Source organism: Stenotrophomonas sp. (assembly GCF_032066555.1).
Lineage (GTDB): Bacteria > Pseudomonadota > Gammaproteobacteria > Xanthomonadales > Xanthomonadaceae > Stenotrophomonas.
Genome location: NZ_DAMBKV010000001.1, coordinates 325,670 through 351,652, shown reverse-complemented (window position 1 = coordinate 351,652; position 25,983 = coordinate 325,670). Strand labels below are relative to the sequence as shown.

At 64.9% G+C, this 25,983-nt stretch carries 23 protein-coding genes; 7 read left to right on the top strand and 16 right to left on the bottom strand.

All coding sequences use genetic code 11. From position 1 onward, the window contains the following. Positions 1-224: 224 nt before the first annotated feature. From RT131_RS01595 to RT131_RS01560, 8 genes are all read right to left on the bottom strand, one after another. Positions 225-1,523 (bottom strand): argininosuccinate lyase, encoded by a 1,299-nt coding sequence (locus tag RT131_RS01595; protein ID WP_313169653.1) that lies wholly within the window; start codon positions 1,521-1,523, stop codon positions 225-227. Positions 1,524-1,605: 82 nt separating this feature from the next. After that, complete coding sequence (gene argC / locus RT131_RS01590) at positions 1,606-2,559, bottom strand: N-acetyl-gamma-glutamyl-phosphate reductase (protein WP_313169651.1); 954 nt, start codon at positions 2,557-2,559, stop codon at positions 1,606-1,608. Continuing rightward, the gene (locus RT131_RS01585) at positions 2,556-3,164 is read right to left on the bottom strand and encodes a GNAT family N-acetyltransferase (protein WP_313170204.1); all 609 of its coding nucleotides are present in this window, start codon (positions 3,162-3,164) and stop codon (positions 2,556-2,558) included. The genes argC and RT131_RS01585 overlap by 4 nt, the downstream gene beginning before the upstream one ends. A 2-nt stretch (positions 3,165-3,166) precedes the next feature. Beyond that, complete coding sequence (locus RT131_RS01580; RefSeq protein WP_313169649.1) at positions 3,167-4,495, bottom strand: acetylglutamate kinase; 1,329 nt, start codon at positions 4,493-4,495, stop codon at positions 3,167-3,169. 72 nt (positions 4,496-4,567) lie between these two features. Next, entirely contained in the window at positions 4,568-5,665 is a 1,098-nt protein-coding gene (locus tag RT131_RS01575; protein ID WP_312371734.1) for an acetylornithine deacetylase, read from the bottom strand. Positions 5,666-5,868: 203 nt separating this feature from the next. Further along, positions 5,869-7,059, bottom strand: coding sequence for an argininosuccinate synthase (locus RT131_RS01570; RefSeq protein ID WP_313169647.1), 1,191 nt, complete (start codon positions 7,057-7,059; stop codon positions 5,869-5,871). A gap of 147 nt (positions 7,060-7,206) precedes the next feature. Continuing rightward, on the bottom strand, positions 7,207-8,217 hold the full coding sequence (locus RT131_RS01565; protein ID WP_293713989.1) for an N-acetylornithine carbamoyltransferase: 1,011 nt from the start codon (positions 8,215-8,217) through the stop codon (positions 7,207-7,209). 302 nt (positions 8,218-8,519) lie between these two features. Beyond that, positions 8,520-9,077: a hypothetical protein gene (locus RT131_RS01560; protein ID WP_313169645.1), complete on the bottom strand. Its 558-nt coding sequence runs from the start codon at positions 9,075-9,077 to the stop codon at positions 8,520-8,522. Positions 9,078-9,243: 166 nt separating this feature from the next. Between RT131_RS01560 and cysS the strand changes: the two genes are divergently transcribed. From cysS to RT131_RS01545, 3 genes are all read left to right on the top strand, one after another. Then, on the top strand, positions 9,244-10,611 hold the full coding sequence (gene cysS / locus RT131_RS01555) for a cysteine--tRNA ligase (RefSeq protein WP_313169643.1): 1,368 nt from the start codon (positions 9,244-9,246) through the stop codon (positions 10,609-10,611). A gap of 199 nt (positions 10,612-10,810) precedes the next feature. Beyond that, positions 10,811-11,248: a SufE family protein gene (locus RT131_RS01550; protein WP_293713995.1), complete on the top strand. Its 438-nt coding sequence runs from the start codon at positions 10,811-10,813 to the stop codon at positions 11,246-11,248. Next, entirely contained in the window at positions 11,245-12,480 is a 1,236-nt protein-coding gene (locus tag RT131_RS01545) for an MFS transporter (RefSeq protein ID WP_313169641.1), read from the top strand. Before RT131_RS01550 ends, RT131_RS01545 begins: the two co-directional genes overlap by 4 nt. Before the next feature lie 57 nt (positions 12,481-12,537). On the opposite strand, the gene RT131_RS01540 is transcribed toward RT131_RS01545, so the two are convergent. Then, positions 12,538-14,859 (bottom strand): glycoside hydrolase family 3 C-terminal domain-containing protein, encoded by a 2,322-nt coding sequence (locus RT131_RS01540; protein WP_313169639.1) that lies wholly within the window; start codon positions 14,857-14,859, stop codon positions 12,538-12,540. Between the two features lie 192 nt (positions 14,860-15,051). Then, positions 15,052-16,083 (bottom strand): carbohydrate porin, encoded by a 1,032-nt coding sequence (locus tag RT131_RS01535; RefSeq protein ID WP_313169638.1) that lies wholly within the window; start codon positions 16,081-16,083, stop codon positions 15,052-15,054. 773 nt (positions 16,084-16,856) lie between these two features. Here RT131_RS01535 and RT131_RS01530 point away from each other — a divergent pair. Beyond that, the gene (locus RT131_RS01530; RefSeq protein ID WP_313169637.1) at positions 16,857-17,522 is read left to right on the top strand and encodes a TetR/AcrR family transcriptional regulator; all 666 of its coding nucleotides are present in this window, start codon (positions 16,857-16,859) and stop codon (positions 17,520-17,522) included. 18 nt (positions 17,523-17,540) lie between these two features. Here the strand turns inward: RT131_RS01530 and RT131_RS01525 are convergent, their stop codons facing one another. Both RT131_RS01525 and dksA read right to left on the bottom strand, forming a co-directional pair. Further along, complete coding sequence (locus tag RT131_RS01525) at positions 17,541-17,996, bottom strand: nucleoside deaminase (protein ID WP_313169635.1); 456 nt, start codon at positions 17,994-17,996, stop codon at positions 17,541-17,543. 65 nt (positions 17,997-18,061) lie between these two features. Further along, positions 18,062-19,207 carry an RNA polymerase-binding protein DksA gene (dksA, locus tag RT131_RS01520; protein WP_313169633.1) on the bottom strand — a complete coding sequence of 382 codons (1,146 nt, stop codon included), beginning with the start codon at positions 19,205-19,207 and terminating at the stop codon, positions 18,062-18,064. Positions 19,208-19,484: 277 nt separating this feature from the next. Here dksA and yidD point away from each other — a divergent pair, with 277 nt between their 5' ends. The 3 genes from yidD to RT131_RS01505 are packed head-to-tail and all read left to right on the top strand — an operon-like array spanning position 19,485 to position 21,938. Further along, positions 19,485-19,739, top strand: coding sequence for a membrane protein insertion efficiency factor YidD (gene yidD / locus RT131_RS01515; protein ID WP_083491069.1), 255 nt, complete (start codon positions 19,485-19,487; stop codon positions 19,737-19,739). Position 19,740: 1 nt separating this feature from the next. Further along, positions 19,741-21,087, top strand: a complete 1,347-nt coding sequence (locus tag RT131_RS01510) for a dihydroorotase (protein WP_313169630.1) — start codon at positions 19,741-19,743, stop codon at positions 21,085-21,087. Continuing rightward, positions 21,087-21,938, top strand: coding sequence for a peptidoglycan DD-metalloendopeptidase family protein (locus tag RT131_RS01505; RefSeq protein WP_313169629.1), 852 nt, complete (start codon positions 21,087-21,089; stop codon positions 21,936-21,938). The genes RT131_RS01510 and RT131_RS01505 overlap by 1 nt, the downstream gene beginning before the upstream one ends. Before the next feature lie 296 nt (positions 21,939-22,234). Here the strand turns inward: RT131_RS01505 and RT131_RS01500 are convergent, their stop codons facing one another. The 4 genes from RT131_RS01500 to RT131_RS01485 are packed head-to-tail and all read right to left on the bottom strand — an operon-like array spanning position 22,235 to position 25,724. After that, positions 22,235-22,915: a phytoene/squalene synthase family protein gene (locus RT131_RS01500; protein ID WP_313169628.1), complete on the bottom strand. Its 681-nt coding sequence runs from the start codon at positions 22,913-22,915 to the stop codon at positions 22,235-22,237. A gap of 19 nt (positions 22,916-22,934) precedes the next feature. Continuing rightward, positions 22,935-23,624, bottom strand: a complete 690-nt coding sequence (locus RT131_RS01495; protein WP_313169626.1) for a phosphoglycolate phosphatase — start codon at positions 23,622-23,624, stop codon at positions 22,935-22,937. Next, positions 23,621-24,343 (bottom strand): bifunctional 2-polyprenyl-6-hydroxyphenol methylase/3-demethylubiquinol 3-O-methyltransferase UbiG, encoded by a 723-nt coding sequence (ubiG, locus tag RT131_RS01490; RefSeq protein WP_313169624.1) that lies wholly within the window; start codon positions 24,341-24,343, stop codon positions 23,621-23,623. Before ubiG ends, RT131_RS01495 begins: the two co-directional genes overlap by 4 nt. A gap of 43 nt (positions 24,344-24,386) precedes the next feature. Then, positions 24,387-25,724 (bottom strand): TRZ/ATZ family hydrolase, encoded by a 1,338-nt coding sequence (locus RT131_RS01485; RefSeq protein WP_313169623.1) that lies wholly within the window; start codon positions 25,722-25,724, stop codon positions 24,387-24,389. Positions 25,725-25,983 lie beyond the last annotated feature (259 nt).

The window sequence follows — 25,983 nt, the reverse complement described above, 5'->3', positions numbered from 1 at the left end:
GGAGAGGGGTTGGGGTGAGGGCAAGCTTCTAGCTAAGCGAAAAATCAAAAGCCCCCCCCTCATCCGCCCTTTGGGCACCTTCTCCCGCAGGCGGGAGAAGGGACAGCCACAGCCAAAGCCAAAGCCACAGCCACAGCCACAGCCAAAGCCACAGCCAAAGCCAAAGCCACAGCAAGAGCCGGGCAAAACCAATACGGGCGCCATCCGGCGCCCGCATCAGAACATCAGCCCTGCAACGCGCTCCAGCGCGCACCAAGCTCTTCCAGTCGTAGATCCGCGGCCGCACCGGGCGACACGCGTGCCGCCAGGCTGCCCTCGGGTGTACGCCCCTGCCCTGCCGTATCCGATGCCGCCGCTGCGGCCTTGTACGCATCACGGAACGGCACACCCGCCACTGCGGCTTCCACCGCAACGTCGGTCGCATACATGCCCGAATCAATCGCTGCGCGGATGTTGTCATCGCGCCAATCCAGATTCGACAACAAGGCCGGCAGCAGTTCCAGCGCGGCAAGGCCACGGCCAAAGCCGTGCACGATGGCGCCCTTGGAGTTCTGCAGGTCACGCTGGTAGCCGGACGGCAGCGACAGCAGCTGCTCGATCTCGGTACGCGCGGCGGCAACGCTGGCATGGGTGGCACGCATCAACTCGATCACATCCGGGTTGCGCTTGTTCGGCATGATCGAGCTGCCGGTGGTGTACTGCGCCGGCAGCGCCACGAAGGCGAACTCACCGGTGGTGAACAGCGACAGGTCCCAGGCGATACGACGCAGGTCCAGTGTCGCCCCACCCAAGGCTTCCAATGCGGCCAGCTCGAACTTGCCGCGCGAAAGCTGCGCGTAGATCGGGCTGATCTGCATGCGCGAGAATGCCAGCGCCCTGGTGGTGTGCTCGCGGTCCAGCGGCAGGTTGACGCCATAACCAGCTGCCGTACCCAGCGGGTTGGTGTCGATCAGCGCGCGGGTGTCACGGGCACGAATGGCATTGTCGATGAAGGCCTCGGCCCAGCCGGCCCACCACATGCCCGCCGAGGACACCACGGCGCGCTGGATATGCGTGTAGCCCGGCAGCGGCTGCAGCGTTTCGGCCGCAGCACGATCCAAGGCGACCTTGGCAACTTCGGCGCTGATCTGCGCCACACGCTCCAGCTTGTCCTTCAGCCACAGACGCGTGGCGACCAGGATCTGATCGTTGCGGCTGCGGCCGGTATGGATCTTGCGGCCGGCATCGCCAAGACGCTCGGTCAGGCGTGCCTCGATGGCCGAATGGCAATCCTCGTACTGCTCGTCCAGCACGAAGCTGCCACTGCGGAAATCCTCGGCCAGGATGGCCAGCTCGCGCTTGAGCGCGCCCAACTCGTCGGCGCTGAGGATGCCGATGTGCTGCAGGCCCTCGGCGTGTGCGGTGCTGGCCTGGATGTCGTGCAGGAAAAACTCACGGTCCAGGATGACGTCGTCACCGGCCAGGAAGGTCTGGATCTTCGCATCAACCGCAACGCCGGGCTTCTGCCAAAGCAAATTTGTCATGTCGATCTCTCTCAATGCAGCCATGTAGGCGCGGCGTAAGCCGCGAAGCGGACAACCTCTCAGCCGCCGCTGCCCACCAGAATCAGTACGGAACCGCCATCAGCTCATCCAGCCCCAACGCCCGGTTGAGGTTCTGCAATGCCTGGGTAGCCGCGCCCTTGAGCAGGTTGTCGATGGTCGCCACCACTACCACGCGCTTGTTGCCCGGCGCCATGGTGAAGCCACCGATCTGTACACCATGCTTGCCGGCAATGCGGCTGACCCACGGCGCCTCATCCACTATTTCAACCAAAGGCTCGTTGGCATAGCGCTGCGCGTACAGCGCGACGATCTCTTCGCGGCTGCGCGGCTGCTGCAGCCACAGGTTGACGGTCATGGTAATGCCGCGGAAATGCGGGGCCACATGCGGCATGAACTCCACCGGCACGCCGAGCTGGGTCGACACCTCGCGCTCATGCACGTGGTTGGTCAAGGCGTAAGGCATCAGGTTGTCGCGCAGCAGCTCGGGGTTGTTCTTGTCCGACGGCGTGGTGCCGGCACCGGACCAGCCGGAGACGCCAAAGCAGGTCGGCGGACCGGCGAGCTGGCTCAGCAGCGGCGCGATCGCCAGCTGCATGGCAGTGGCATAGCAGCCCGGGTTGCTGATGCGCTTCTGCCCGGCATAGCGCGCGCGGGTCAGTTCCGGCAGGCCGTAATACCAGCTGTTGTCGAAACGGTAGTCGGCCGACAGGTCGACGATCACCGTGTCCGGTGCCGCCGCATCCAGCGCCGCCACGAACGGTTCGCCCTTGCCGTTGGGCAGGGCCAGCACCACCGCGTCCACGCCCTTGGCCGCCACCGCGTCCGGGCCGAGGCTTTCATAGCGCAGCTCGCCGGTATAGGCGCTGTTGTGGTCGGCCACGCGCTGCCCGTCCAGCTCGCGCGAGGACACGAAGGCCAGCTCGATGCGCGGATGTGCGGCCAGCAGGCGGATCAGTTCGGCACCGGTGTAACCGCGTGCGCCAACAATGCCTACCGAGAATTTCTTGTCAGTCATGAATGCGAATCCAGAAGGAATTGCAGGTGGGCTTTCACCGCCGGCCATTCCGTATCAATGATGGAGAACACCACGGTATCGCGGCGCGATCCGTCGGCATGACGCTTGTGGCTGCGCAGCACACCATCCTGCTTCGCACCGAGGCGGGCAATGGCGTTGCGCGAAGCCTGATTGAACCAGCTGGTCTCGAAGCCCACGCTGATGCAACCCAGGGTTTCAAAGGCGTGATGCAACAACAGCAACTTTGCTTCGGTGTTCAAACCGCTGCGCTGCACGCGCGGGTGGTACCAGGTGTAGCCGATGTTCAGACGCGGCACATCGGCTTCCAGCGCATAGAAACGCGTGCTGCCAACCACCTCGCCACCGGCATCGCGGACCACGAAAGCCAGCACCCTGCCCTGCGACTGCGCTTCCAGTGCGGCAACCACGTAGTGACCGGCGTGCTCGGGCGTGGGCACATTGGTGTACCAGCAGCGCGCCAACTCGCCTTCACCCAGGGCACGCTGCAGCGCCGGCACATGCGCCAGCTGCAGCGGCTCCAGGGTCACGTGCCGCCCCTTCAGGACTGGCACCTGACCCCAGTGTCCGGCAGCGGCAAGATCCATGCTCATCCCTGCAGGCTCGGTTTGCGCTCGCCGCAGTGCGCGACGTAGCCCTTGATACTGTCGAAGTCGTTGGCGCCGAACCAGAACACCTTCCAGTGGTCCAGCTTGTAGCAGCCGTCGGACTCGGAATAGTAGAAATGGTTGACCGGGTTGCCGTTGCGCGAGCGCCAGAACAGCTGCGGGGTTTCCTCCAGCATCACGTTCCACACCGCGCGCCCCAGCCCTTCGCCCTGGGCGTCGTCGAGCACGGCGAACTTGTCCAGATAAACGCCCTCGGCCTCGTTGGTGAGGATCACCGCGGTGCGGTAGTTCTCGCTGACATAGGCGCGCAGCAGCTTGGTCTTCTCGAAGTAGTCCGGCACCAGGGTGCGGCCGAAGCTGGATTCGATCAGCGACTTCAAGCGCGTGGTATCCAACTGGTCCCACGATGTCGCCTTCAGCACCTTCTCGCCGCGCCGCACCAGGGTGCCCGAGCCCTTGTGGGTGAACAGTTCCTTGGCCAGGTCGGCCGGGCGCGTGATCGACACCGAGGATTCTTCCGGCAGCTTGTCCAGCAGGTCCTTGATCTGCTCGATCTTGACCCGCATGCCGCCGTGGATCCACGGTTGCTGCATCAGCTGGTCATACTCGGTGGACAGGTTGATCGAGTCGATCAGCTTGCCTTCCTCGTCGAGCAGGCCGCCGGTGCCGGTCAGGAAGATGATCTTGTACGGCTGCAGTTCCTGCACCAGCTCGTTGGCGGCGAAGTCTGCATTGACGTTGAGGATCTGCCCGCTCGGGGTTTCGCCCAGGCTGGTGATCACCGGGATGGAGCCGGCACGCAGGCTGGCTTCGATGGGGGCCAAGTTGACGCGCTTCACCTCACCGACCAGGCCGTAGGTGTCGACGTCCAGGTACTCGGCTTCGAATACGCCACCGGTGATCGAGGTGGCACGCGCACCGTTCTGCTGCAGGGCTTCAACCAGTTTCAGGTTGGACTGCTGAAATACCTTGCGCACGATCGCCAGCGCTTCCGGCGAGGTCACGCGCAGGCCATCGATGGTCTGCTTCTCGATGCCGGCAGCGGACAATTCGGCATCGAGCTGCGGGCCGGCACCGTGCAGCACGATCGGGGTCAAGCCAACTTCCTGCAGGAAGGACAGCGACGAGGTCAGCGCTTCCAGATCGTCGCGCAATACCGCGCCACCGACCTTGACCACGGCAAAGCGCTTGGCATCAAGCTGCGAGAAGCGCTTGAGGTACTGGCTGATCTCCTTCGCGCTGGCCATGCTCGAAAGCAGGCGGACGATGGTCTGGCGGGTCTGGCGGTGCGGCTGCATGGCTGGGGACATTACTTGTATCTACATGGCGACGTTATGCGTCGCGGAAAGGAGCCGGCGGCAGGCCACCGGGCCACGTGCGGCTCAGGCGCCGCGTTGCAGGATCTGCAGCACCGATTCGGCGTAGCGCTGCAACTGCTCCAGCGTCACGAACTCGTCGGCGGTGTGGGCTTGGGCGATATCGCCCGGGCCATACACCATGGTGGTGTAGCCACCGGCCGAGAACAGCGAGGCCTCGGTCCAGAAATCCACAGCATTGCCGATTGGCAGGCCGAGCTCGTCGGCGATGTCGCGCGCAGCCAGACGGCGTTCCTCGGCGCGGGCGATATCACCGGAGGGCAGGCTGGGGCCACGGAAGGTTTCTTCAAAGTGCGCAGCCTGCGGCTCGGCAAAGCCGGCGAAGGTGGCCAGCAATGCGTCGATATCCATCGATGGCAGCGGGCGGAAGCCAAAGCGCAGTTCGGCCTCGGGCGCGATCATGTTCGCCTTGATGCCACCTTCGACGCGACCAATGTTGAAGCGCAGGCCGGTCAGGCCGCCAAAACGCGCATGCGCCAGCGACTCGACGTGCTCCAGCGCCTTGCCACCCCAGCGCATCGCCTGATGCAGCGCGCTGGCGGACGGATCCTGCTTGCCCGAGGCGTGGCCGGCGCGGCCCTGGAACTTCATCAGCACCGAGCTGATGCCACGGTGCGCCAGCACGGCTTCGCTCATGGTCGGCTCGGCGACGATCACCGCTTCGTAGGGGATGCCACGCGCCAGGAAGGCGGCGATGCAGCGCGGATCGTTGGCTTCTTCGTCACTGGAGAACAGGAAGGCGGCGTCGCCGTCGCTCAGGTTGGCAGCGGCCACCAGCGCAGCGGCAGCGCCCTTGATGTCGCAGACGCCGAGGCCGACCACGCGGTCGTCCAGGCGACGCATCACATGCGGATCGGCCGACCAGTGCGGGGAGTCCGGCACGGTGTCCAGATGCACGTTGAACAGGTATTTCGGCGTGCCGCGCACCGCGTAGAAGCTGACCGCACCGGCGCCGTGGTCGATCACCTCGACATTGAAGCCCGGCAGGTTGTCGCGCAGGTAATCAAAGATGCCACCGGTGGTGATGGCACGCGGCGGATTGCGGGTGTCGTAGGACACCAGCTTTTCCAGGTGGTCGAGGGTGGATTGGAGCAGCTTGGTCATGGTTGCAGGCAGGTCATCACAGCAATGATCGGGGGAGCATCCCTTCTCCCGCTTGCGGGGGAAGGTGCCCGAAGGGCGGATGGGGGGAGCTTTTGATTTGCCTTCTGCCTTGTGAGCGAACAACGACAGAAGCAAAAGCTGCCCTCACCCCAACCCCTCTCCCGCAGGCGGGAGAGGGGCTTCAAGCGGCGAGCGTCATGCGCTTAGCGGTTGACCTGCGCGTACAGCGTCGAGCTCATGCCGAACAGCTTGATGAAGCCTTCGGCTTCTTCCACGCCCCAGTCGGCCGACTGCGCGTAGGTCGCGCCCTTGGCGTTGAGGATGTGCTCCGAACGCACGGCCACTGCGTCAACGCGGCCACCACGGGTTTCCAGCACCACTTCGCCGGTCACCTTGGACTGCGAGGACTTCAGGAAGGCTTCGATGTCGGCCTTCAGCGGGTCGTGGTAGAAGCCTTCGTACACCAGCTCCACCCACTTGCGCGCCACTTCCGGCTTGAAGCGGTTCTGCTGCTTGGTCAGCACCGCATCTTCCAGCGCACGATGCGCGGCCAGCAGCGAAACCAGGCCCGGTGCTTCGAACACGATGCGGCCCTTCAGGCCGATCACGGTGTCGCCGGTGTAGACGCCGCGGCCCACGCCGTACTGCGCGAACAGCTTGTTGAGCTTGGCCAGGATCTGCTCGCCCGGCAGTGCCTTGCCGTCCAGCGCGACGGCTTCGCCCTCGACGAACTTCAGGGTCACGGTCAGCGGTTCCACCGGCCATGCGCTGCGCGGTGCGCACCAGCCGCGGGCGCCCTCGCCCGGGGCTTCCCACTTGTCGATCTCGCCACCGGACATGGTCAGGCCCAGCAGGTTCTCGTTGATGGTGTAGGCCTGCTGCTTGGCGCGCACGCCGAAGCCACGCGCTTCCAGGTACTTCTGCTCGTAGGCGCGGGTCTGGGTGTGTTCCTTCTGGATTTCACGGATCGGCGCAACGATCTGGTAGTCGCCCTGAGCCTTCACTGCCAGGTCGAAACGCACCTGGTCGTTGCCCATGCCGGTGCAGCCGTGGGCGATGATGTTGGTGCCCAGTTCGGCGGCGCGCTTGAGCGCGGCGTCAACGATCAGGTAACGGTCGGAAACCAGCAGCGGGTACTGGCCCTGGTAGCCCTCGCCTGCCCATACGAACGGCTTGACGAAACCATTCCAGATGGCCGGGCCGCCGTCGACGGTGACGTGGCTGGTGACGCCCAGTTCGGCCGCACGCTTTTCGATGAAGTCACGCTCGTCGGCATCCACGCCGCCGGTGTCGGCAAACACGGTGTGCACGTTGTAGCCGCGCTCCTGCAGGTAAGGCACGCAGAAGCTGGTGTCGAGGCCGCCGGAGAAGGCGAGAACGATGTCTTTGCTCATGGGGAAGGAATCTCTGCTTTGGTTCTTGAGCCCCTCCCCCGCCGGGGGAGGGGTTGGGGAGGGGGTAGGCGTATATGAGGATGCATCTGGAGTGAGGAGCTTTGCCCTCACCCCAACCCCTCTCCCGGAGGGAGAGGGGCTAGAGCGTTACTTGCCGATTACTGCCGCCATGATCGCCTTCTGCACATGCAGGCGATTCTCGGCCTCGTTGATGGCAATGCACTGCGGCGAATCCATCACGCCGTCGGTGGCCTTCACATTGCGGCGCAGCGGCAGGCAGTGGCTGAACACGCCGTTGTTGGTCAGTGCCATCTTGGCTTCGTCAACGATGAAGTGCTTGTACTGGTCGCGGATCGGCTTTTCCGGCTCCCAGTTGCCGAAGAACGGCAGCGCGCCCCAGCTCTTGGCGTAAACCACGTCGGCGCCGGCATAGGCGCTCTGGATGTCGTGGCTGACCTGCAGCGAACCGCCGCTCTCGGCGACGTTCTGCTCGGCCCAGCCCATGTAGCGCTCGTCCAGGATGTAATCCGGGGTCGGGCACAGCAGGGTCACGTCCATGCCCATGCGAGTTGCAATGGTCAGCGCCGAGTTGGCCACGGCGGTGTTCAGCGGCTTGGGGTGGTAAGTCCAGGTCAACACGTACTTCTTGCCGCGCAGGTCGCTGGTGCCGAAGTGCTCCTGCAGCGCCAGGATATGCGCCAGCTCCTGGCAGGGATGGGTGATGGTCTCCATGTTGATGACCGGCACCGGCGAGTACTTGGCGAAGCTCTTCAGCACCTGGTCCTCGCGGTCCTTGCTCCAGTCCACGAACTTCGGGAACGCGCGCACGCCGATCAGGTCGACGTAGCGCCCCAGCACCTTGGCCACTTCGGCAATGTGCTCTTCGGTATCACCGTCCATCACCGTGCCGAGGTTGAACTCGATCGGCCATGCGTCCTTGCCCGGCTGCAGCACCACGGCGTGGCCGCCCAGCTGGAACGCCCCCAGCTCGAAGCTGGTGCGGGTGCGCATGGACGGGTTGAAGAACACCAGGGCGATCGACTTGCCCTTCAGGTCGTCACCCAGCTTGTTCTGCTTGAACAAGGCTGCCTGGGTGAGCAGCGCGTCAAGTTCGGCGCGGCTCCAGTCCTGGGTGTTCAAAAAGTGCTTCAGAGACATCGATCCATCCTTTATTGCGGAGATCCACCGTTGCCGGTGGGCGGATGCGCATGCGCGCGGCTCATTGCGTTTGAAACTTTTGCCAAACCAGAAACGAAAAAACCCAGCCTGGGCTGGGTTTTCCGAACAGACAGCACGAAGCTCCGGTCACCCAGCGAATATGTGGGATTCCGGTCGGCGGGCACGGGACGTCATGCCGGAGGCCATCCGGGCGGTGCTGGATTCGTGCTGGAAGCTGGTGGCTTTCATCGTCGGGCATACTCGCACGCGGGTCAGGCCGGCGCAAGTGTCGCGGTGCAACATCAGGGAACGCTGGTCGCCGCTGGCGGTGCCTGGCCGATATCCGGGGTGATCGACACCCTCAACTTGAGCCGGTTACCCGGGTCTTCGGGCAGACGCGAGCGGAACTTGATGCCCTTGTAGACGTAGTCCACGTCATAGGCGATAGGCCGGCGGAACTCACGGCCTACCTCGACAATCTTGCACTCGGGGGTCAGCAACGCGGAGGACGCACTGGAACCCTGCGGAGCAAGCGCCATTTCCTCTTCCTGCTCCTGCCCTTCGCGTTGGCTGAACATGCCGCGCACCGAATCCCAGAAGCGGCGGAACCCACCCTTGTCCTCTTCGCCCTTGACCTGCACCGGTGCCAGCGTGCGGGTGGACACCGGCTCGCAGTGTTCCTCGGTACGGCTGGCACGCAGGGTCTGGAACACCGGCTCGACATTGAGCACCTGAGCGTAGTCGTAGCGCACGTTTTCCATGATCACCACGCGATTGCGCTGCTCCGGTTCCTGCGCAAATGCGGGCACAGCGGCGCCAGCCAGAAGGCAGATCATCGACAGCAATGGAGCAGGTTTCATCAAGATATCGGCTGGAGCATTGGGCGCGGGTGGCGGGTACTAGTGTAGGCAGCACAGCTGCCCCGGGCCTGAACATTACCCATCCGTACGCGTATTGCCCAGCCCGGGGGTGCCCGACCCGGCCCGGACCGCTAGAATTGGCAGGTTCGCTCACCCCCGGATTGCCATGACCCTGCGCCTGCACAACAACCTGACGCGGCAGCTGGAGCCGTTTGCTCCGCTCGACCCCGCCGCCCCCACCCTGTATGTGTGCGGCCCCACGGTCTACAACTATGTACATATCGGCAATGCGCGCGGCCCGGTGGTGTTCGGGGTGCTGGCCGACCTGCTGCGTCGCCGCTACGGAAAACTGCGCTACGCGCGCAACATCACCGACGTTGACGACAAGATCAACGCCGCGGCCAAGGACCAGGGCGTGCCGATCTCGACCATCACCGACCGTTTTGCCGCCGCCTACCGCGAGGACATGGCCGCGCTGGGCGTGGTACCGCCGGATATCGAGCCGGAGGCCACCGCGCACATGCCGCAGATCATCACGATGATCGAGCAGCTGATCAGCACCGGCCACGCCTATGCTGCCGAGGGCCATGTGCTGTTCTCGGTCGCCAGCTTCGCCGACTACGGCAAACTCTCGCGGCGCGACCCGGAGGAAATGCTGGCCGGCGCCCGCGTCGAGGTCGCCCCGTACAAGCGTGATGCCGGCGATTTCGTGCTGTGGAAGCCCTCCAGCGACGACCTGCCGGGCTGGGACTCGCCCTGGGGCCGTGGCCGCCCGGGCTGGCATATCGAGTGCTCGGCAATGGCCGCCGCCCACCTGGGCCCGACCATCGACATCCATGCCGGCGGCGTCGACCTGCAGTTCCCGCACCATGAGAACGAGATCGCGCAAAGCGTCTGCGCCCACGGCGGGCAGACCTTCGCCCGCTTCTGGCTGCACAACGGCATGCTCAACTTCGACGGCGGCAAGATGAGCAAGTCGATCGGCAATATCCAGCGTGTGCACGACCTGGTCCGCCAGCATCCGCCGGAAGCGCTGCGCTATGCGCTGTTGTCGGCGCATTACCGGCAGCCGCTGGAGTGGTCCGATGCGCTGATCGAGCAGTCGGTGCGCACCCTGGACCGGCTGTACGGCACGCTGCGTGATCTGGCCGATGTGGAGGCTGTTGCCAGCATTCCGGCCAGCGTCGAAGCCGCGCTGGACGACGACCTCAACACCCCGCTGGCCCTGGCCGAAGTGGCGCGCATTGCCAGCGAGGCGCGCAAGGCCGAGTCCGGCGACGACAAGCAGCGCCTGAAGCGCGAGCTGCTGGGCGCCGGCCTGGCCTTGGGGCTGCTGCAGCAGGCGCCGGCCGACTGGTTCGGGCGCGGTGCCGCCGAGGGCGACGACGCACGCATCCAGGCCCTGATCGACGAGCGTATCGCCGCCAAGCAGGCACGCGACTTCGCCCGCGCCGACGCCATCCGCGACCAGCTGGCGGCGGAGAACATCGTGCTGGAAGACACGCCGCAGGGCGTGCGCTGGAAGCGCGGGTAAGGCTTCCCCTCACCCCAACCCCTCTCCCGTGAACGGGAGAGGGGCTTAAGCGGAAGCTGCAATTGCATACATAGCGCCGGCTCGCGGCGCACTGAGCCCCTCTCCCTCCGGGAGAGGGGTTGGGGTGAGGGAGAGTCCTCCCAGCACCCCACCCAAAGCCCCTCACCACCAAGGCGAGCGGCCAAGCACAGGACCCACAATGACCAACTCCCCCTTCCCGCTCGAACCCACCGCCGCCGACGCCCAGGCCGCCATTGCCGAGGAATTCTCTTTCTTCGGTGACTGGTCCGAACGCTACCAGTACCTGATCGACCTCGGCCGCAAGCTGCCCACCTTCCCGGAAGAGTGGAAGACCGAAGAACACCGCCTGCTCGGCTGCCAGTCCATGGTCTGGATCGTGCCCGAAGGCGATGCCGACAAACTGGTCTTCCACGCCATCAGCGACTCGGCGATTGTCTCGGGCCTGATCTATCTGGCACTGCGCGTGTACTCGGGCCGCTCGGCCGCTGAGATCCTCGCCACCGATCCGGACTATGTGTCCGCCATCGGCCTGGCAAAGCACCTGTCGCCGACCCGCAGCAACGGCCTGGCCGCGATGCTGGCCTTCATCCGCGACACCGCCCAAGCCCGCCAGTGAGCCCCCCCGGCTCCATCGGCGAGCTGCTGCGCCAACCCGGCTACACCCGGCTGCTGCTGTACCGCATCGCCGGCATGCTGTCCTACCAGATCGTCGCGGTCACGGTCGGCTGGCATATCTATGAAGTCACCCGCAATCCGTTCTCGCTGGGCCTGATCGGCCTGGCCGAAGTGCTGCCGTATTTCTGCGTGGCGCCGTTTGCCGGCTACCTGGTCGATCACCTGCCACGCCGCAAGCTGGGCATGACCGCCTGCCTGGGCCTGATCGCCACCGCCTTGATGCTGGTCGCCGTCGCCAGCGGCTGGCTGCCGGTCAAGGGCGTGTGGCCGATCTACCTGGCCGTCGCGCTGACCGGCATGGTCCGCGCCTTCCTCTCGCCGGTCTACAACGCCTTGTTTGCACGCGTGCTCAAGCGTGAGCAGTTCGCGCGCGGCGCCGGCTTTGGCACGGTGGTGTTCCAGGCCGGCATGGTGCTCGGCCCCGCGCTGGGCGGCGTATTGGTGGCCGTAGGCGGCAAGGGCCTGTCCTACGGCGTGGCCGCGGCAATGGCGGTGCTGGCACTGGTCGCCCTCGCCTCGCTCAAGGTCAGCGAACCGGCACCCCCACAGACTCGCGCGCCGATCTTTGCCAGCATCGCCGAGGGTGCACGCTTCGTGTTGTCCAACCAGATCATGCTGGGCGCGATGGCGCTGGACATGTTCTCGGTACTGCTGGGCGGCGTGGTGGCGATGCTGCCAGCCTTCATCCAGGACATCCTGCATTACGGCCCGGAAGGCCTGGGCATCCTGCGCGCGGCACCGGCCCTGGGCTCGATTGCGGTCGGCCTGTGGCTGGCCCGGCACCCGCTGCGCCGCAACGCCGGGCGCGTGCTGTTGTTCGCCGTCGCCGGCTTCGGCCTGTGCGTGATCGCCTTCGGGCTGTCGCGCAGCTTCTGGCTCTCGGCCGCCATCCTGGTGTTCTACGGCGCCTGCGATGGCGTCTCGGTGGTGGTGCGCTCGACCATCATGCAGTTGGTGACGCCCGATGAGATGCGCGGTCGGGTGTCCTCCATCAACGGCATTTTCATCAGCTCCTCCAACGAGCTGGGCGCGTTCTACGGCGGCAGCATGGCGCGCCTGCTGGGGCTGGTGACCGCCGTGGTGATCGGCGGTTGTGCGGTGCTCGGCGTTGCGGCCATCACTGCATGGAAAGCACCGCAGCTGCGCAGGCTGGACAACCTTCAGGACCTGTAGGCAGGAGAGCGCCGGGGCTGCGAGGCTCCGGCGCTTTCCCTCACAACGACGTTCGGATCACGGTGCGTATTCGCGCTCCTGGGCCCTCTCGAATGCCTGCTGCACACGGATGTCGCGTGAAGAAGCGCCAACGCGCAGGCTGTAGCTGCCGCGATCGGCGACCCAGCGCCCGCGGCCACTGTCGAACGAGGCCAGATCCTTGCCCTCGATCTCGAACTGCAGCACCTGCGATTGCCCTGGCTGCAGCAGCGTCGTCTTGCCGAACGCGCGCAATTCCTGGGCCGGCTTCTGCAGCGTGCCACCCGGCGCACTGACATAGACCTGCGCCACTTCCTGGCCGGCAACACTCCCGGTATTGGTAATCCTCACGCTTGCCCGTACTGGCCCATCAGCGCTGGCATCCACCGTCAATGCGTCGTAGTCGAACGTGGTGTAGGACAGACCGAAACCAAACGGGTACGCCACCTCCACCTGACGTCTGTCAAAGTGCCGGTAGCCAACCCAGATACCATCGCTGTACTCCACTTCGGCGGCGCGTGCGATCTTGCTGAAGGGAAACTTCGCATTCGGATCCGGCCCCAACAGCTCCTTGCCCGGGAAACCCTGGCTGGCAGGATAGTCACTCAAGTGCAATGCGAATGTATCGGCCAGCTTGCCGGAAGGGTTCACAGCCCCGGACAACACATCGGCCATCGCATTGCCGGCCTCCTGGCCGGGCAACCAGGCCAGCAGGATCGCATCGACAAGCCCGCTCCAACTGGCGGTTTCTACCACACCTGCGATATTCAGTACGACAACCACCTTCTTGCCCTGGGCATGGAACGCCTTGGCCGTGCGCTCCAGCAGCTGCCGCTCGGCCGCAGTCAAAAGGAAATCACCTTCGACAGCACGATCCACCGATTCTCCCGAGCCACGGCCAATGCTCACCACCGCCACTTCCTGCTCCCGCGCCAGCCGCTGCAACCGCGCTTCCTCTACCGCCAGCTCGGGAATAAGCGGGGTGACCTGGTACCACTCCGCCTTTGGCAGCTTGGCCAGCTCCTTGTCGATGTAGGGGACATACAACTTCTCCAGCTCATCGGCATTGCGGTAGCCCGCATTCGCCATTCCACGCTGCAGATCGACCGAATACGCCTTGTTCACATCACCGCTGCCCGTGCCACCGGTAATGACCTGATAGCTGCCATGCCCGAGCAGCGCCACCCGCGAAGCAGGCGGCAGTGGCAAAACAGCCCCTTCATTCTTCAACAACACCATGCTTTGCGCGCCCGCACTGCGCGACAGTTCCGCGCTCGCTTTCAAGTCCGGCGCATCCGAATGCGGCAACTGCTTGAAGGCACGGCTGCGCATTGCCAGTTCCAGTACCCGCGCCACATTGCGATCCAATACGGCCTGGTCCAATTTGCCGGTTTCAACCGCGCCCTGAATGGCCCTGCGTTGCTTGCCGGTGCCCGGCATCAGCAGTTCGTTGCCCGCCTGCATCTGCGCGACCGCGTCCTGGCCACCAAACCAGTCCGTCATCACCAGCCCCTGGTATCCCCACTGCGAGCGCAGCACATCCGTCAGCAACCAAGCGTTCTCCGAGGCGTATGAACCGTTGAGCTTGTTGTAGGCGGACATGACCGTCCACGGCTGGCCTTTGCGAGCGGTGATTTCAAAGCCCTTGAGGTATAGCTCACGCAACGCCCGCTCATCCACCTTGACGTTGATGGTGTTGCGATTCCATTCCTGGTTGTTCACCGCAAAGTGCTTCATCGATGCCCCCACTCCTCTTTCCTGCAGCCCTCTCACCAAGGCTGCAGCTGTCTCGCCGCTGACCAACGGGTCTTCGGAGTAGTACTCGAAATTGCGCCCACCCAGGGGATAGCGATGGATGTTCTGCCCCGGTGCCAATACGACATCCACGCCATAAGCGGCGGCCTCATCGCCCATTGCCGCACCGACCCGCTGGACCAGAGACAGATCCCAGCTGCTTGCCAGCGCCGTGCCAATCGGGAATGCAGTTGCGTGGAAGGTCCGACCCGGCGCGTCCTTGCGCGTGGCGGAAATACGCACGCCTGCGGGCCCATCCGCAAATACCAGCGACGGAATACCCAGCCGCGGTACCGCGACCGTCGCTCCCGCCGCGCCGTCCACCTTGTTCTCGATGGAGCCGACCACCGGCGCCTGCATATCGTCAGGCAGTCCCGGGAACACCATGCCCTGGCCGGTGACCAGCTCCACTTTTTCCTGCAGGGTCATGGCTGCGAGAACCTGCTCCAACGGCGCCTGCCCGAGCTGCGGGGGGCCGCCAGCCACGGCCAACGGGGTCAACAACGGGCTCACGGCCAGGCCAATCAGCCAAGGCTCGAGCCCGTGCATGCTGCGCTTCATCACCATGTCGAACACTCCGGTTTCGGCCCCTGTCTGGAAGGGGCACTAGGGGCTGGGAACTAGCGCGCCCTTGTACGGAACGCGCCTGAGTGCGATCGCGCCTGACAGCAGGCAGCGCGCCGGCGGGGATACCCCTTGGCGAGGTTGCTGTCCTGCAACGGCACGAACATCCGGCCAGCTATCGCGGCCGGGGACGATCTAGAACGAGAACGTCAGCTGGCTTTGCAGGGTCATAGCATCCGGGTGTTGCTGGGTGATCACCGGATTGCGCGTATAGCTCAAGGTATTGACCCAATAGATGCCACGTAGCGCCCGCAAGGCATAAGACACCGAAGCGGTGCTGCTGAAACGCACAGGCTCCATACCCATCGAGCCAAGGTAGTTCTGCGCATCCTTGCTGATCTTGTTGTACGTATAGCCGATGGAAATCATGTCACCCGGACGCTTGGCGAAAGGCGCCAGGCTGTACAGCGTGGCCGCATAGTCCGCGGTGAAGATGTTGTGCTCCGGCGCCGCATAATTGGTCTTCAGATTGAAATACCACCCGCGGTAAGGCATCGATATATCAGGCTGGGTGAATTGATGATCGGCAATCAGATAGAACGCACGGTTGCTGCCCTTCGCACCAGCTTTGCTGAAATCCTGGTAAAGCGTGCGGTTGTATAGCGTGCCCTGACGTATCCAGGTCATGCGGCTATCGGCACTGGAGGCCACGCGGTAGCCGATTTCGTTCACGTAGATGGGCTTGGTGTCCTCCACGCTCCACTTCAGCCCTGTCGGATTGGCTTTGCTGTCAGCCAGAAATCCATCGGGGTGCTGTGAGCGGGCGACACCGAAATGGTCATAGAAACGGCCGTTCTTCGAGTACAGCCGCACGTCGACACCGGGTACCGGCTTGAACGCTGCCATGCCGGCAAGATTCGGAATGATGCTGGTGGGCCCCAACGCCGAGGAGGCGGTGCTGGCCCCCAGAAACAGGCCGATGAACTGCCCGAGCATGCCGTAGTAGCCGTACTGCAGACGCACGCGCCCGTCCTTGAACTCCTGCTCCACCGACAACTGCGAAACCGCAGCGTCATCATTCATGCCCGCATCGCGGTACGTGGTGCGCCAACTGTTCGCCTCGAAGGTCAATTGCGACTTCCTGCCCCACCAACCCAGCCGCGACAGGTCATAGGTGGTGATGGTGACCAAGGTGCCGCTGAAGCTGGGTCGCTGCCCGTTGTACACCTGTGGGCGCGCCTCCTGCCCCCCGCAGATCATAGGTTTCCGCAGCACTATAGAAACCCATGAACATCCAACCGTTGTCGTACAGCTTCGGCCGCAGGCCCAATAGATCCGGGGACAGTGTTTCGCAGGTGGTGATGATGGGGGATTCCGAACCCCGACTTACGAAAGCATCGTAGTCACGACAACCCGGAACCGCAGCCTGCGTTGATGCAGGTTCGCCGGACGGCGGATCCTGCAGGTCGGCAACGGACAACCCGTCCGGCAGTGGTGCGCCGGCAGCGCCCTCGGTCGGCTGCGCGTTTGCAGCCGACGTGGCTGCGCCAAGAAAAACAAACGACAGCAGCGTGCTGAAGATGCTGCCCCTCCCGTTACGACAGTACGTGCGCATTGCTTCTCTCTCCCAGGGTGATGAAGAGCGGTCAGCGTCGCGACATCAGCCGACCGCACGGACACAGCAACTCGGCATGCACTGCGTGGGCGATTTCTCCCCTGCTGGCATTCCGGCATCGGCGTTCCGGCACGTTCTTCCTCGGCTGGAGTCGACCGCTCCGCTGCCATCGCGCTGGCAATGCGATGACTAGACCCGACTCAAAGCAGCCCCTTCCGGAGGGTGTTGCGGCTCTACCCGCACTGACCGTTACGGCGACGCGGCGGCAGTAAACCTATCACTCGGTAGGTTTGTCAAAAACTGTGACGTGGGTACAGATCGATGGACGACAACGCCTGCCGTCGCGCCAGATACACTCCCGCTCATGCCATCGCCGGATCGCACTTTGCCAACCTCACCCCAGAACTCGACCATCGCCCGCGCACGCCGTCGTTCGCCCAAGGGCGAGCAACGACGTCAGCAGATTCTTGATGCGGCAATGCACGTATTCGCACGTACCGGCTTCAGCAACGCCTCCTTCGCCGAGGTTGCAAACCAGGTCGGCCTGACCCTGCCTGGCCTGCTGCATCATTTCCCCAGCAAGACGGAGATGCTGCTGGCGGTGCTTGAGGTGCGCGACCAGCGCAGCCCACGCCTGCCGGATTACCCGCACGATTACACGCTGAAGGAAGCGGCAGCGGGCCCGCCGCTTCCCTGGTCGCGGGTGCTGGAGCAACTGCGTCTGGTCAATCGCGCCAATGCCGAGCTCCCCGGCGTGATCAAGGCGTTTTCGCTACTCAACGCCGAAAGCCTGAGCGAGGATCATCCTGCACAGGACTGGTTCCATCGCCGTTCCGGCTTGATGCTCCAGTACATCGCCCACAGCCTGCGTCATGCCCAGCAGTGCGGTGAGGTAACGCCGACGGCGGATCCGGACCAGATCGCCGCCGAACTGATTGCGATGATGGATGGCCTGCAACTTCTGTGGCTGCGTCATCCGGGAAAGATCGACCTCGACAGGTATTTCGAAGACTATCTGCAACGGCTGCAGCAGTCGCTGCAGGTCACCTGAGCTCACCGCGGCAGCGCTTCAGCGTGCTCGCGCCCATTCGGCATACAAGCCCTGCTCGCCCTCGGGGCGCAGCACACCGAGCCCCGACCCAGGCGCCTGCGGCCCCAACGCCAGACGCGCGTAAACCGCTGCCGTGGACAGGCCGAATGGCTCTCCTTCCTCGTTCGAATAGGCGAACCATGCCTGCTCGATGCCACACAGATACATGGCAGCCAGGCACATCGGACAGGGGTGGCCACTGGCATAGACCACACATCCGTCCAGACGTGGCGATGCCAGCACCGCACTGGCATGGCGAATGGCGCGCATCTCCGCATGATCGGTGGGATCGTGGCTTGCATGGATGCTGTTGGCCGCTTCGGCCAATACCTGGCCATCCTTGACCAGCACCGCGCCGAACGGGCGCCCGCCTTCGGCGATATTGGCCCGTGCCAGCGCAACAGCACGGCGCATGAAGTCTTGTTGAGTGGACATGACGTCTCCGGAAAAGGAAAACCCCGCCTTGGCGGGGTTTCCGTGGATCAATGACGGCGCGGGTATCAGTCGCCCTGCTGCTTCTGCAGGTGTTCCCAACGTTCCTGCGCATCAATCGTACGCTCGGCGGTCAGGCGCGCCTCCAGGCGGTCGAGGCCGATGTCTTCGCCGGTATCGACGCAGAAACCGTAGTCGCCGGCTTCCAGGCGCTTGAGCGTGCTGTCGATCTTGCCGATCAGCTTGCGGTAGCGGTCGCGGGTGCGCAGTTCCAGCGAGTTCTCCGTTTCGCGGGTGGCACGTTCGGCCTCATCGCCGATGTCACGTACTTCGTCGCGCAGGTTTTCGATGGTCTGCTTCGATTCCTCGACCAGGTCCGCGCGCCAGTTGAGCAGGCGCTGGCGGAAGTACTCCTGCTGCAGCGTGCTCATGTACTCCTCATCCGCGCTCGGCTTGTAGCCGGCCGGCAGGATCGGACGGCCAGTGGCCTCGTCGATGTCGTACTCGACGACCTTGTACTTGCTGCGCGGTGCCGGGGCGGTCGAACGCGCGGTTACGGCGACTGCAACCTTGCCGACCGGACGGACGGCAACAGGAGCGGTGGATTTGACGGGAGCTTTGACGTTGGATTTCGAAACAGGCACGGGATTCTTGGATTGCGGGGTCTTGGCTGCGGCAGCCGGCTTGGCAGCAACCGGCGCAGGTGCCGGAGCTGGGGCCGTCTTGGCGACTTCGACCGGGACAGACTTGGCCGCCGCCGGCTTTGCAGCTGGCTTCGGTACGGACTTGACCACGGGTTTGACAGGTGTCTTCTGCGTCTTGGCAGCCACTGGTTCGGCTACCTTTTTAACCACCGGCTTGGCAGTTGGCTTGGCGGCCTTGGCAACCGGCGCAGCCGCCTTCTTGGCAACTGGCGCGGCAACCGGCTTGGTCACCTTTTTAACTGCGGCCTTCTTGGCAACGGGGGTCGCCTTTTTAGCGACTACCGTCTTAACCGCAGCCTTCTTGGCGGCGGGTTTGCTGGCAGGCGCTGCTGGCTTGACCGGCGTTTTCTTTGCAACCGCCTTGGTGGCGGGTGCCTTCTTCGCGGCCGGCTTGGCAGCCTTGGCCACCGGCTTGCTTGCAACCGGCTTGGACACCGCCTTCTTGACTACGGGCTTGGCGGTTTTCTTGGCGACCTTGACGGCCTTTTTTGCAGGTTTTTTAGCAGCCACGAAACGCTCTTCCTTGTTTCCCCCGGGGCCCGGGAAAGCGGGCCTTTATAGCCTACCCGACCAGCAGCAGCAACCGCGCCGGGCACCGTATGTGAACGGATGCCCGGCCCGTGCAGTTCGGGTCCGGTGGCGTCACCGGACCGTTTCGCGCAGTTCGGAACGTAACCAGGCGCGTCATCGCCCCTGGCTGGCAGCGGAAAGCACGTCGTCTTTACCGGTGCCATCCCGCATCCTGCGACAAATCCTGCTCGCTTGCCAAGTGGCTTATCATTAAGCAGTGATCGGCCGACTCCTCATTGCCGTACTGCGCTGCTACAAGCGCTTCATCAGCCCCCTGCTTGGGCCGCGCTGTCGTTTCTACCCCAGCTGCTCGGAATACTCCATGGACGCGATCCGTATACACGGTCCGCTACGGGGGTGTTGGCTTACCCTGCGCCGGCTGGGGCGCTGCCATCCGTTCCATCCGGGCGGACTGGATCCGGTCCCGGAGCGCGCCGATTCCCCCTCTTGCCGCTGCACAGGAAAACACTGACATGTCCTCCACCCTTATCCGCAATGCCCGCATGGTCAACGAAGGCCGCACCTTCGACGGCGACCTGCGCATCGAGAACGACCGTATCGCGCAGATCGGCAGCGGCCTGATCCCGCGCGACGGCGAGCAGGTGGTGGATGCGGGCGGGCGCTGGCTGCTGCCCGGGATGATCGATGACCAGGTGCACTTCCGCGAACCAGGCCTGACCCACAAGGGCGATATCGCCAGCGAATCGGCGGCCGCCGTGGCCGGCGGCCTGACCAGTTTCATGGACATGCCCAACACCAACCCGCCAACCCTGGACTCGACCATCCTGGAAGCCAAGTATGAACTGGCCAAGGGCCGCGCCTGGGCCAATTACGGTTTCTACCACGGCGCCAGCAACGACAACCTTGAAGCGATCCGCGTGCTCGACCCGAAGAAGGCCCCGGGCGTGAAGGTGTTCATGGGGGCCTCCACCGGCAACATGCTGGTCGACAACCCGGAAACCCTGGACGCGATCTTCCGCGAATGCCCTACCCCGATCATCACGCACTGTGAAGACACGCCGATGATCGATGCCAACATGAAGGCGTTTCAGGAAAAATACGGCGACGCGCTGACCCCGGACATGCATCCGGATATCCGCTCGCGCGAGGCCTGCATCAAGTCCACCCGCCTGGCGATGTCGCTGGCGAAGAAGCACGGCACCCGCCTGCACGTGCTGCACATCTCCACCGCCGATGAGCTGGCGCTGTTCGAGAAGGGCCCGCTGATCCGCGCCGATGGCAGCCGCAAGCAGATCACCGCCGAGACCTGCGTGCACTTCCTGCATTTCGCGCGCCCGGATTACGCCACCAAGGGCAACCTGATCAAGTGCAACCCGGCGATCAAGGAAGTATCCGACCGTGAGGCCATCACCGCCGCGCTGGCCGATGACGTGCTCGACGTGCTGGCCACCGACCACGCCCCGCACACCTGGGAAGAAAAGCAGAAGCCCTACGCCCAGGCCCCGTCCGGCCTGCCGCTGGTGCAGTACGCGCTGGTCGCCGCGCTGGAGCGCGTGCACGAAGGCAAGCTGACCCGCGAACAGGTGGTGCAGAAGTTCGCCCACGCTCCGGCACAGCTGTTCGACGTCGAAGAACGTGGCTTCCTGCGCGAGGGTTACTTCGCCGACCTGGTACTGGTCGAGGACGTGCCGTTCACGGTCAAGCGCGAGGACGTGCTGTCCAAGTGCGGCTGGTCGCCGTTCGAGGGCACCACCTTCCGCTCGCGCATCGCCTCCACCTGGGTCAACGGCCAACAGGTATGGGACGGCAGCAAGCTGGTGGGCGCACCGGCCGGCCAGCGCATGACCTACGACCGTTGATGCGTTCGGTCCTGATGATGGGTGCGCTGCTGCTTGCACCGCCCCTGCTCACCGCCCTGCCCGCGCAGGCGCAGGATGGCATCGGCAACCTGCTCGACAACCGGGTCGTGCTCCCTGCCAGTGCCTCGCAGGGCGCGATGGTGATCGGCAAGGTACCGGCGGGCAGCACGGTCCGCTATGCGGGTCGGCAGCTAAGGGTCAGCAGCTACGGCAGCGTTGTATTCGGCATCGGCCGTGACGAGAAAGGCCCGCTGCAGGTACAGGTGCAGCGCCCCGATGGCGGCAGCGAGAGCGTTTCGATTGCGGTGACTGCGCGCGACTGGCCGGTGGAACGGGTCAACGGCGTACCGCCAAAGACGGTGAATCCGCCGCCGGCAATCGCCGAGCGCATTGCCCGTGAACAGGCCCAGGTGACCGAATCGCGCAAGCGCGACGACAACCGCACCGACTTCACCCAGACCTTCATCTGGCCGGTACAGGGGCGCATCAGTGGCCGCTTCGGCAATGCGCGGGTTTACAACGGGCAGCCGGGCAGCGGCCATTCCGGCATGGACATCGCCGTGCCCACCGGCACCCCGGTAAAGGCGCCGGCGGCCGGCGTGGTGACATTTGCGGGCCCGGATCTGTACCTGACTGGCGGTACGTTGGTGCTGGACCACGGCTTCGGCATCAGCTCCAACTTCCTGCACCTGTCACGGATCGACGTGAAGGTCGGCGACAGGATCGAGCAGGGGCAGAACATCGCCGCAGTGGGCGCAACCGGCCGCGCAACCGGCCCGCACCTGCACTGGGGCATGAACTGGTTCGACACCCGCATCGACCCGTTGCTGGTGCTGGAGCGCGGCAAATAGAGCAAAGCGACTGTAGTGCCGAGCCATGCTCGGCAAAAGCTTCACCTGTAGTGCCGAGCCATGCTCGGCAAAAGCTTCACCTGTAGTGCCGAGCCATGCTCGGCAGAGGCCTTACCGGTAGAGCCCCAGCCGAGCATGGCTCGGCTCTACAGGCACACCCCAACCACGCTTGTGGGAGCGGCGTAAGCCGCGAAGCTCGTAGAGCAACAGCGCAAAGCTGCCCTCATCCGTCCTTCGGGCACCTTCTCCCGCAAGCGGGAGAAGGGAGAGGCTCCGGCAATTTGTGCTCTACCGGCTCAGCCCCGCGCCGCCCACCAGCTGCGCCAAAGCAGGCCCGCCGGGCTCGGCTGGTACTCACCGCCACGAATGCGCGCCTGCTGGCGCCCACGCGCCAGCACCGCATAGACACGGCGCGGGCGCGGACCGGCCACGCGCGACTGCCAGGCCGCCTGCAAGGCCTTGTCCCATTCCATCTCATTGCTGAAGGCCTGCGGCACCGCCGCGGCATTTTCCTGCAGCCGCAGCGCCAGCATCTGCGTGGTCAGCGCCTCGGCAGCCGCCGGTGAAGGCTTGCTGCCAAACATCGCCGCCTCCACCGCCGCAGCCGCAGTCGCGTACTGCGCCAACACCTTGCGCGCCTGGGCACCATCGGCCACGCGATCACGCGCATCGATCAAGCTCGGCAAGGCATCAGCCAACTGCGACCACGGCGCCCGCACCGGCTCCAGCAAGCGACCCAGCGGGTGCCGGGAGCGCTGGCTGTCCCAACTACGCAACTCTTCGCCCCACCAGGCCAGCTTGGCATCCTGCGGCGTGGTGTCGCCGCTGGCATTGAGCATGTCATCGAATTCCTGCAGCAGCGCAAACCACGCCACGCTGCGGGCACGATCGGCCTCGTCGACAAAACGCTCCACGAAGGCCCATTCCGGCCAACGCTCCCGCCACTTGTCCAGGAAGCTGTCCAGCGCACTGCTCACATCAAACCTCTTTGTTGAATCAGGCCGAAGCCGGTTGGGTAGCTGGCCATGCGGCGGGCTGCCAGAGTTGTTGCGGTTGCTCGTACTGGCAGTCGGCCTGCCAGCTTTGCGGGTCGTCCGTATCCAGGCGGTAACCCCACAGCGCGGCCACCGACGGCATGCCGGCCGCGCGCGCGGCGATGATGTCGCGCTCGTCGTCGCCCACGTAGACGCAGGCACTGGCGGCGATGTCGATCCGCTGTGCGGCGACCTCCAGCGGCAAGGGGTGCGGCTTGCGCTCGGCCAGGGTGTCACCACCGATCAGCACCGCACAACGCTGCTCCCAGCCGAGCTGCGGCAGGATCAGGCGGGCCAGGTACTCCGGCTTGTTGGTCACGATGCCCCAAGTGGTGCCTGCCTCTTCCAGAGCCCGCAGCATGGTCTCAACGCCATCGAAGAGCGTCGCGTACTGGCCGATCAGCGCCTCGTAGATTTCGAGGAACTCCGGCACCAGCGCGTGCCGTTCGGCCTCGGCCATCTGCGGGAAGGCGACCGTCAGCATCGCCCGCGCGCCCTTGGATACCGCCGGCCGCAGCTGCTCCAGCGTAACCTCGCCCATGCCGCGTGCCTGCAGCATGCGGTTGGCGGTGACGACGAAATCCGGCGCGCTGTCCAGCAAGGTGCCGTCCAGGTCGAACAGCACCGCGGCCGGGAACGAGGTGCGGGTCATGCCTGTTCCGGCTTGACCGCGTAGGCCAGGTAATTGATGTCGGTGCGGCTGCTCAGGCGGGCGCGGTTGCGCCACGGCTCGTAGGCCATGCCGCTGACATCCTGCAGCGAGAGGTCGGCGGCACGCAGCCACGCGCCCAGCTCGGCCGGCTTGATGAATTCCTGGTAGTGGTGCGTGCCCTTGGGCAGCAGCCGGGCGATGTACTCGGCGCCGACAATGGCGACCGCAAATGCTGCCGGGGTGCGGTTGATGGTGGACAGGAACAGCTTGCCGCCCGGACGCAGCAGACGATGGCAGGCAGCGATGATGGCGCCCGGATCAGGCACGTGCTCCAGCATCTCCATGCAGGTCACCACGTCGTAGCTGCCCGGCTGTTCTGCGGCCAGGTCCTCGGCTGCCTGCACCCGGTAATCAACGCTGACGCCGGATTCCAGACCGTGCAAACGCGCGACCTTCACCAGCTCCGGGGCCAGATCGATGGCGGTCACCTGCGCCCCTTCCTTTGCCAGCGCTTCGCTGAGCAGGCCGCCGCCGCAGCCGATATCCAGCACTTTGGCACCGCGCAGGCTGGCGCGGTCGGCCACGTACTTCAGACGCACCGGGTTCAGCGCATGCAGCGGCTTCTGCGGGCCGTCGGCGTCCCACCAGCGGGTGGCCAAGGCGGCGAACTTGTCCAGTTCGGCCTGATCGAAATTGGTGGAAGTGGAAGCTGCGCTCATATCGGTTTCCTCGTGCGGCCGCGTGGGGCGGCCGGTTGCGCACTCAGGCGCGGATGGTACGGATGCGGTCGCGCCACTGGCGCGCATTGGCGGTGATCGCGGCGATGTCCATGTCGACCAGCTGACGCTGGACCAGCTTGGGCTTGCCGGCAATCCACACGTCGCTGACCTGATGGCGGCCGGCGGCATACACCAGCTGCGACAACACATGATGCAGCGGCTGGGTTTCCAGCGCAGACAGGTCCACGCAGGCCAGATCGGCCTGTTTGCCGACCTCGATCGAACCGATGCGGTCGCCGAAGCCCAAGGCACGGGCGCCACCCAGCGTCGATGCGCGCAGGGTGGTGGCCGCATCCAGCGCGGTCGCATCGTTGGCCACGGCCTTGGCGAGGATGGCGGCGGTGCGGTTTTCGCTGAACATGTCCAGGTCGTTGTTGCTGGCGCAGCCATCGGTGCCGATGGCCAGGTTGACCCCGGCGCGCACCAGCGCGCAGGCCGGGCAGAAGCCCGAGGCCAGCTTCAGGTTCGACTCCGGGCAATGCACCACGCTGACGCCGCGCTCGGCGCACAGGTGGATCTCGGCCTCGGTCAGCTGGGTCATGTGCACGGCGATCAGGCGGTCATTGACCAGACCCAGGCGGTCCAACCGCGCCAGCGGGCGCTGCCCGTGCAGGGCGATGGAATCGCTGATTTCCTGCGCAGTCTCGTGCGTGTGCAGGTGCACCGGGATATCCAGCTGGTCGGACAGCATCCGCACCCGCTCGAAATTGGCATCGTTCACCGTATACGGCGCATGTGGCGCGAACGCGGTGCCGATCAGCGGGTCGCCACGCCAGGCATCGTGCAGCTCAGTGGCGCGGGCGAAGTACTCGTCGTCGGTCCTGGCCCAGGCGCTGGGGAAATCGATCACCACCGAACCCACCAGCGCGCGGAAGCCGTGCTGCTTGTAGACAGCGGCCTGCACGTCGGCGAAGAAATAGTTCTCGTTGGCGCAGGTGGTGCCACCGCGCAGCATCTCGGCGATGGCCAGGGTGGTGCCGTCGGCGACGAACTCCGGGCCGATCACCGCCGCTTCCACCGGCCAGATGTGCTCGCGCAACCAGGTCATCAGCGGCAGGTCATCGGCGATGCCGCGCAGCAGCGTCATCGGGTTATGGGTGTGGGCATTGACCAGGCCGGGGATCAGCGCCGCTTCCGGGCGCGATACGACCTGCTTGGCGGTGAAACGTGCGCGGGCCTCGGCACGTGGCAGCACCGCGACGATAACGCCGTTGCTGATGGCTACCGCGTGGTCCTCAAGCACCACCGCATGCGGTTCTACCGGCACCACGTAACCGGCTTCGATCAACAGATCGCACTGCTGGGGTTGGATATCACTCACGCCGGTTCACCTCTGGATCTGTTGCTGTATTCATCCAGCCAAGGCTGGATGCGAAAAAGGCTCCGGGCTTCCGAAAGGTCGCCCGAAGCCCAATGTTACCTGCGCCCCATCCCTGCCTTGGCGGGGATGGCGCAATGACAAAAGCAACTGCCGGAGCCAGAGCGATCCCCGCCTGCGCGGGGATGACGTAATGGCAAAGGCGTTTGCCGGAGCCAGAGCGATCCCCGCCTGCGCGGGGATGACGTAATGGCAAAGGCGT

Coding starts and splice junctions, on each gene's coding strand:
- RT131_RS01495 (WP_313169626.1), bottom strand. CDS start 23,624: ATGACCCGCACCTCGTTCCCGGCCGCGGTGCTGTTCGACCTGGACGGC.
- RT131_RS01510 (WP_313169630.1), top strand. CDS start 19,741: ATGTCCTCCACCCTTATCCGCAATGCCCGCATGGTCAACGAAGGCCGC.
- RT131_RS01550 (WP_293713995.1), top strand. CDS start 10,811: ATGACCAACTCCCCCTTCCCGCTCGAACCCACCGCCGCCGACGCCCAG.
- RT131_RS01570 (WP_313169647.1), bottom strand. CDS start 7,059: ATGAGCAAAGACATCGTTCTCGCCTTCTCCGGCGGCCTCGACACCAGC.
- RT131_RS01580 (WP_313169649.1), bottom strand. CDS start 4,495: ATGTCCCCAGCCATGCAGCCGCACCGCCAGACCCGCCAGACCATCGTC.
- RT131_RS01540 (WP_313169639.1), bottom strand. CDS start 14,859: ATGGTGATGAAGCGCAGCATGCACGGGCTCGAGCCTTGGCTGATTGGC.
- RT131_RS01595 (WP_313169653.1), bottom strand. CDS start 1,523: ATGACAAATTTGCTTTGGCAGAAGCCCGGCGTTGCGGTTGATGCGAAG.
- RT131_RS01575 (WP_312371734.1), bottom strand. CDS start 5,665: ATGACCAAGCTGCTCCAATCCACCCTCGACCACCTGGAAAAGCTGGTG.
- RT131_RS01525 (WP_313169635.1), bottom strand. CDS start 17,996: ATGTCCACTCAACAAGACTTCATGCGCCGTGCTGTTGCGCTGGCACGG.
- RT131_RS01560 (WP_313169645.1), bottom strand. CDS start 9,077: ATGAAACCTGCTCCATTGCTGTCGATGATCTGCCTTCTGGCTGGCGCC.
- cysS (WP_313169643.1), top strand. CDS start 9,244: ATGACCCTGCGCCTGCACAACAACCTGACGCGGCAGCTGGAGCCGTTT.
- argC (WP_313169651.1), bottom strand. CDS start 2,559: ATGACTGACAAGAAATTCTCGGTAGGCATTGTTGGCGCACGCGGTTAC.
- RT131_RS01585 (WP_313170204.1), bottom strand. CDS start 3,164: ATGGATCTTGCCGCTGCCGGACACTGGGGTCAGGTGCCAGTCCTGAAG.
- ubiG (WP_313169624.1), bottom strand. CDS start 24,343: ATGAGCGCAGCTTCCACTTCCACCAATTTCGATCAGGCCGAACTGGAC.
- RT131_RS01505 (WP_313169629.1), top strand. CDS start 21,087: ATGCGTTCGGTCCTGATGATGGGTGCGCTGCTGCTTGCACCGCCCCTG.
- RT131_RS01565 (WP_293713989.1), bottom strand. CDS start 8,217: ATGTCTCTGAAGCACTTTTTGAACACCCAGGACTGGAGCCGCGCCGAA.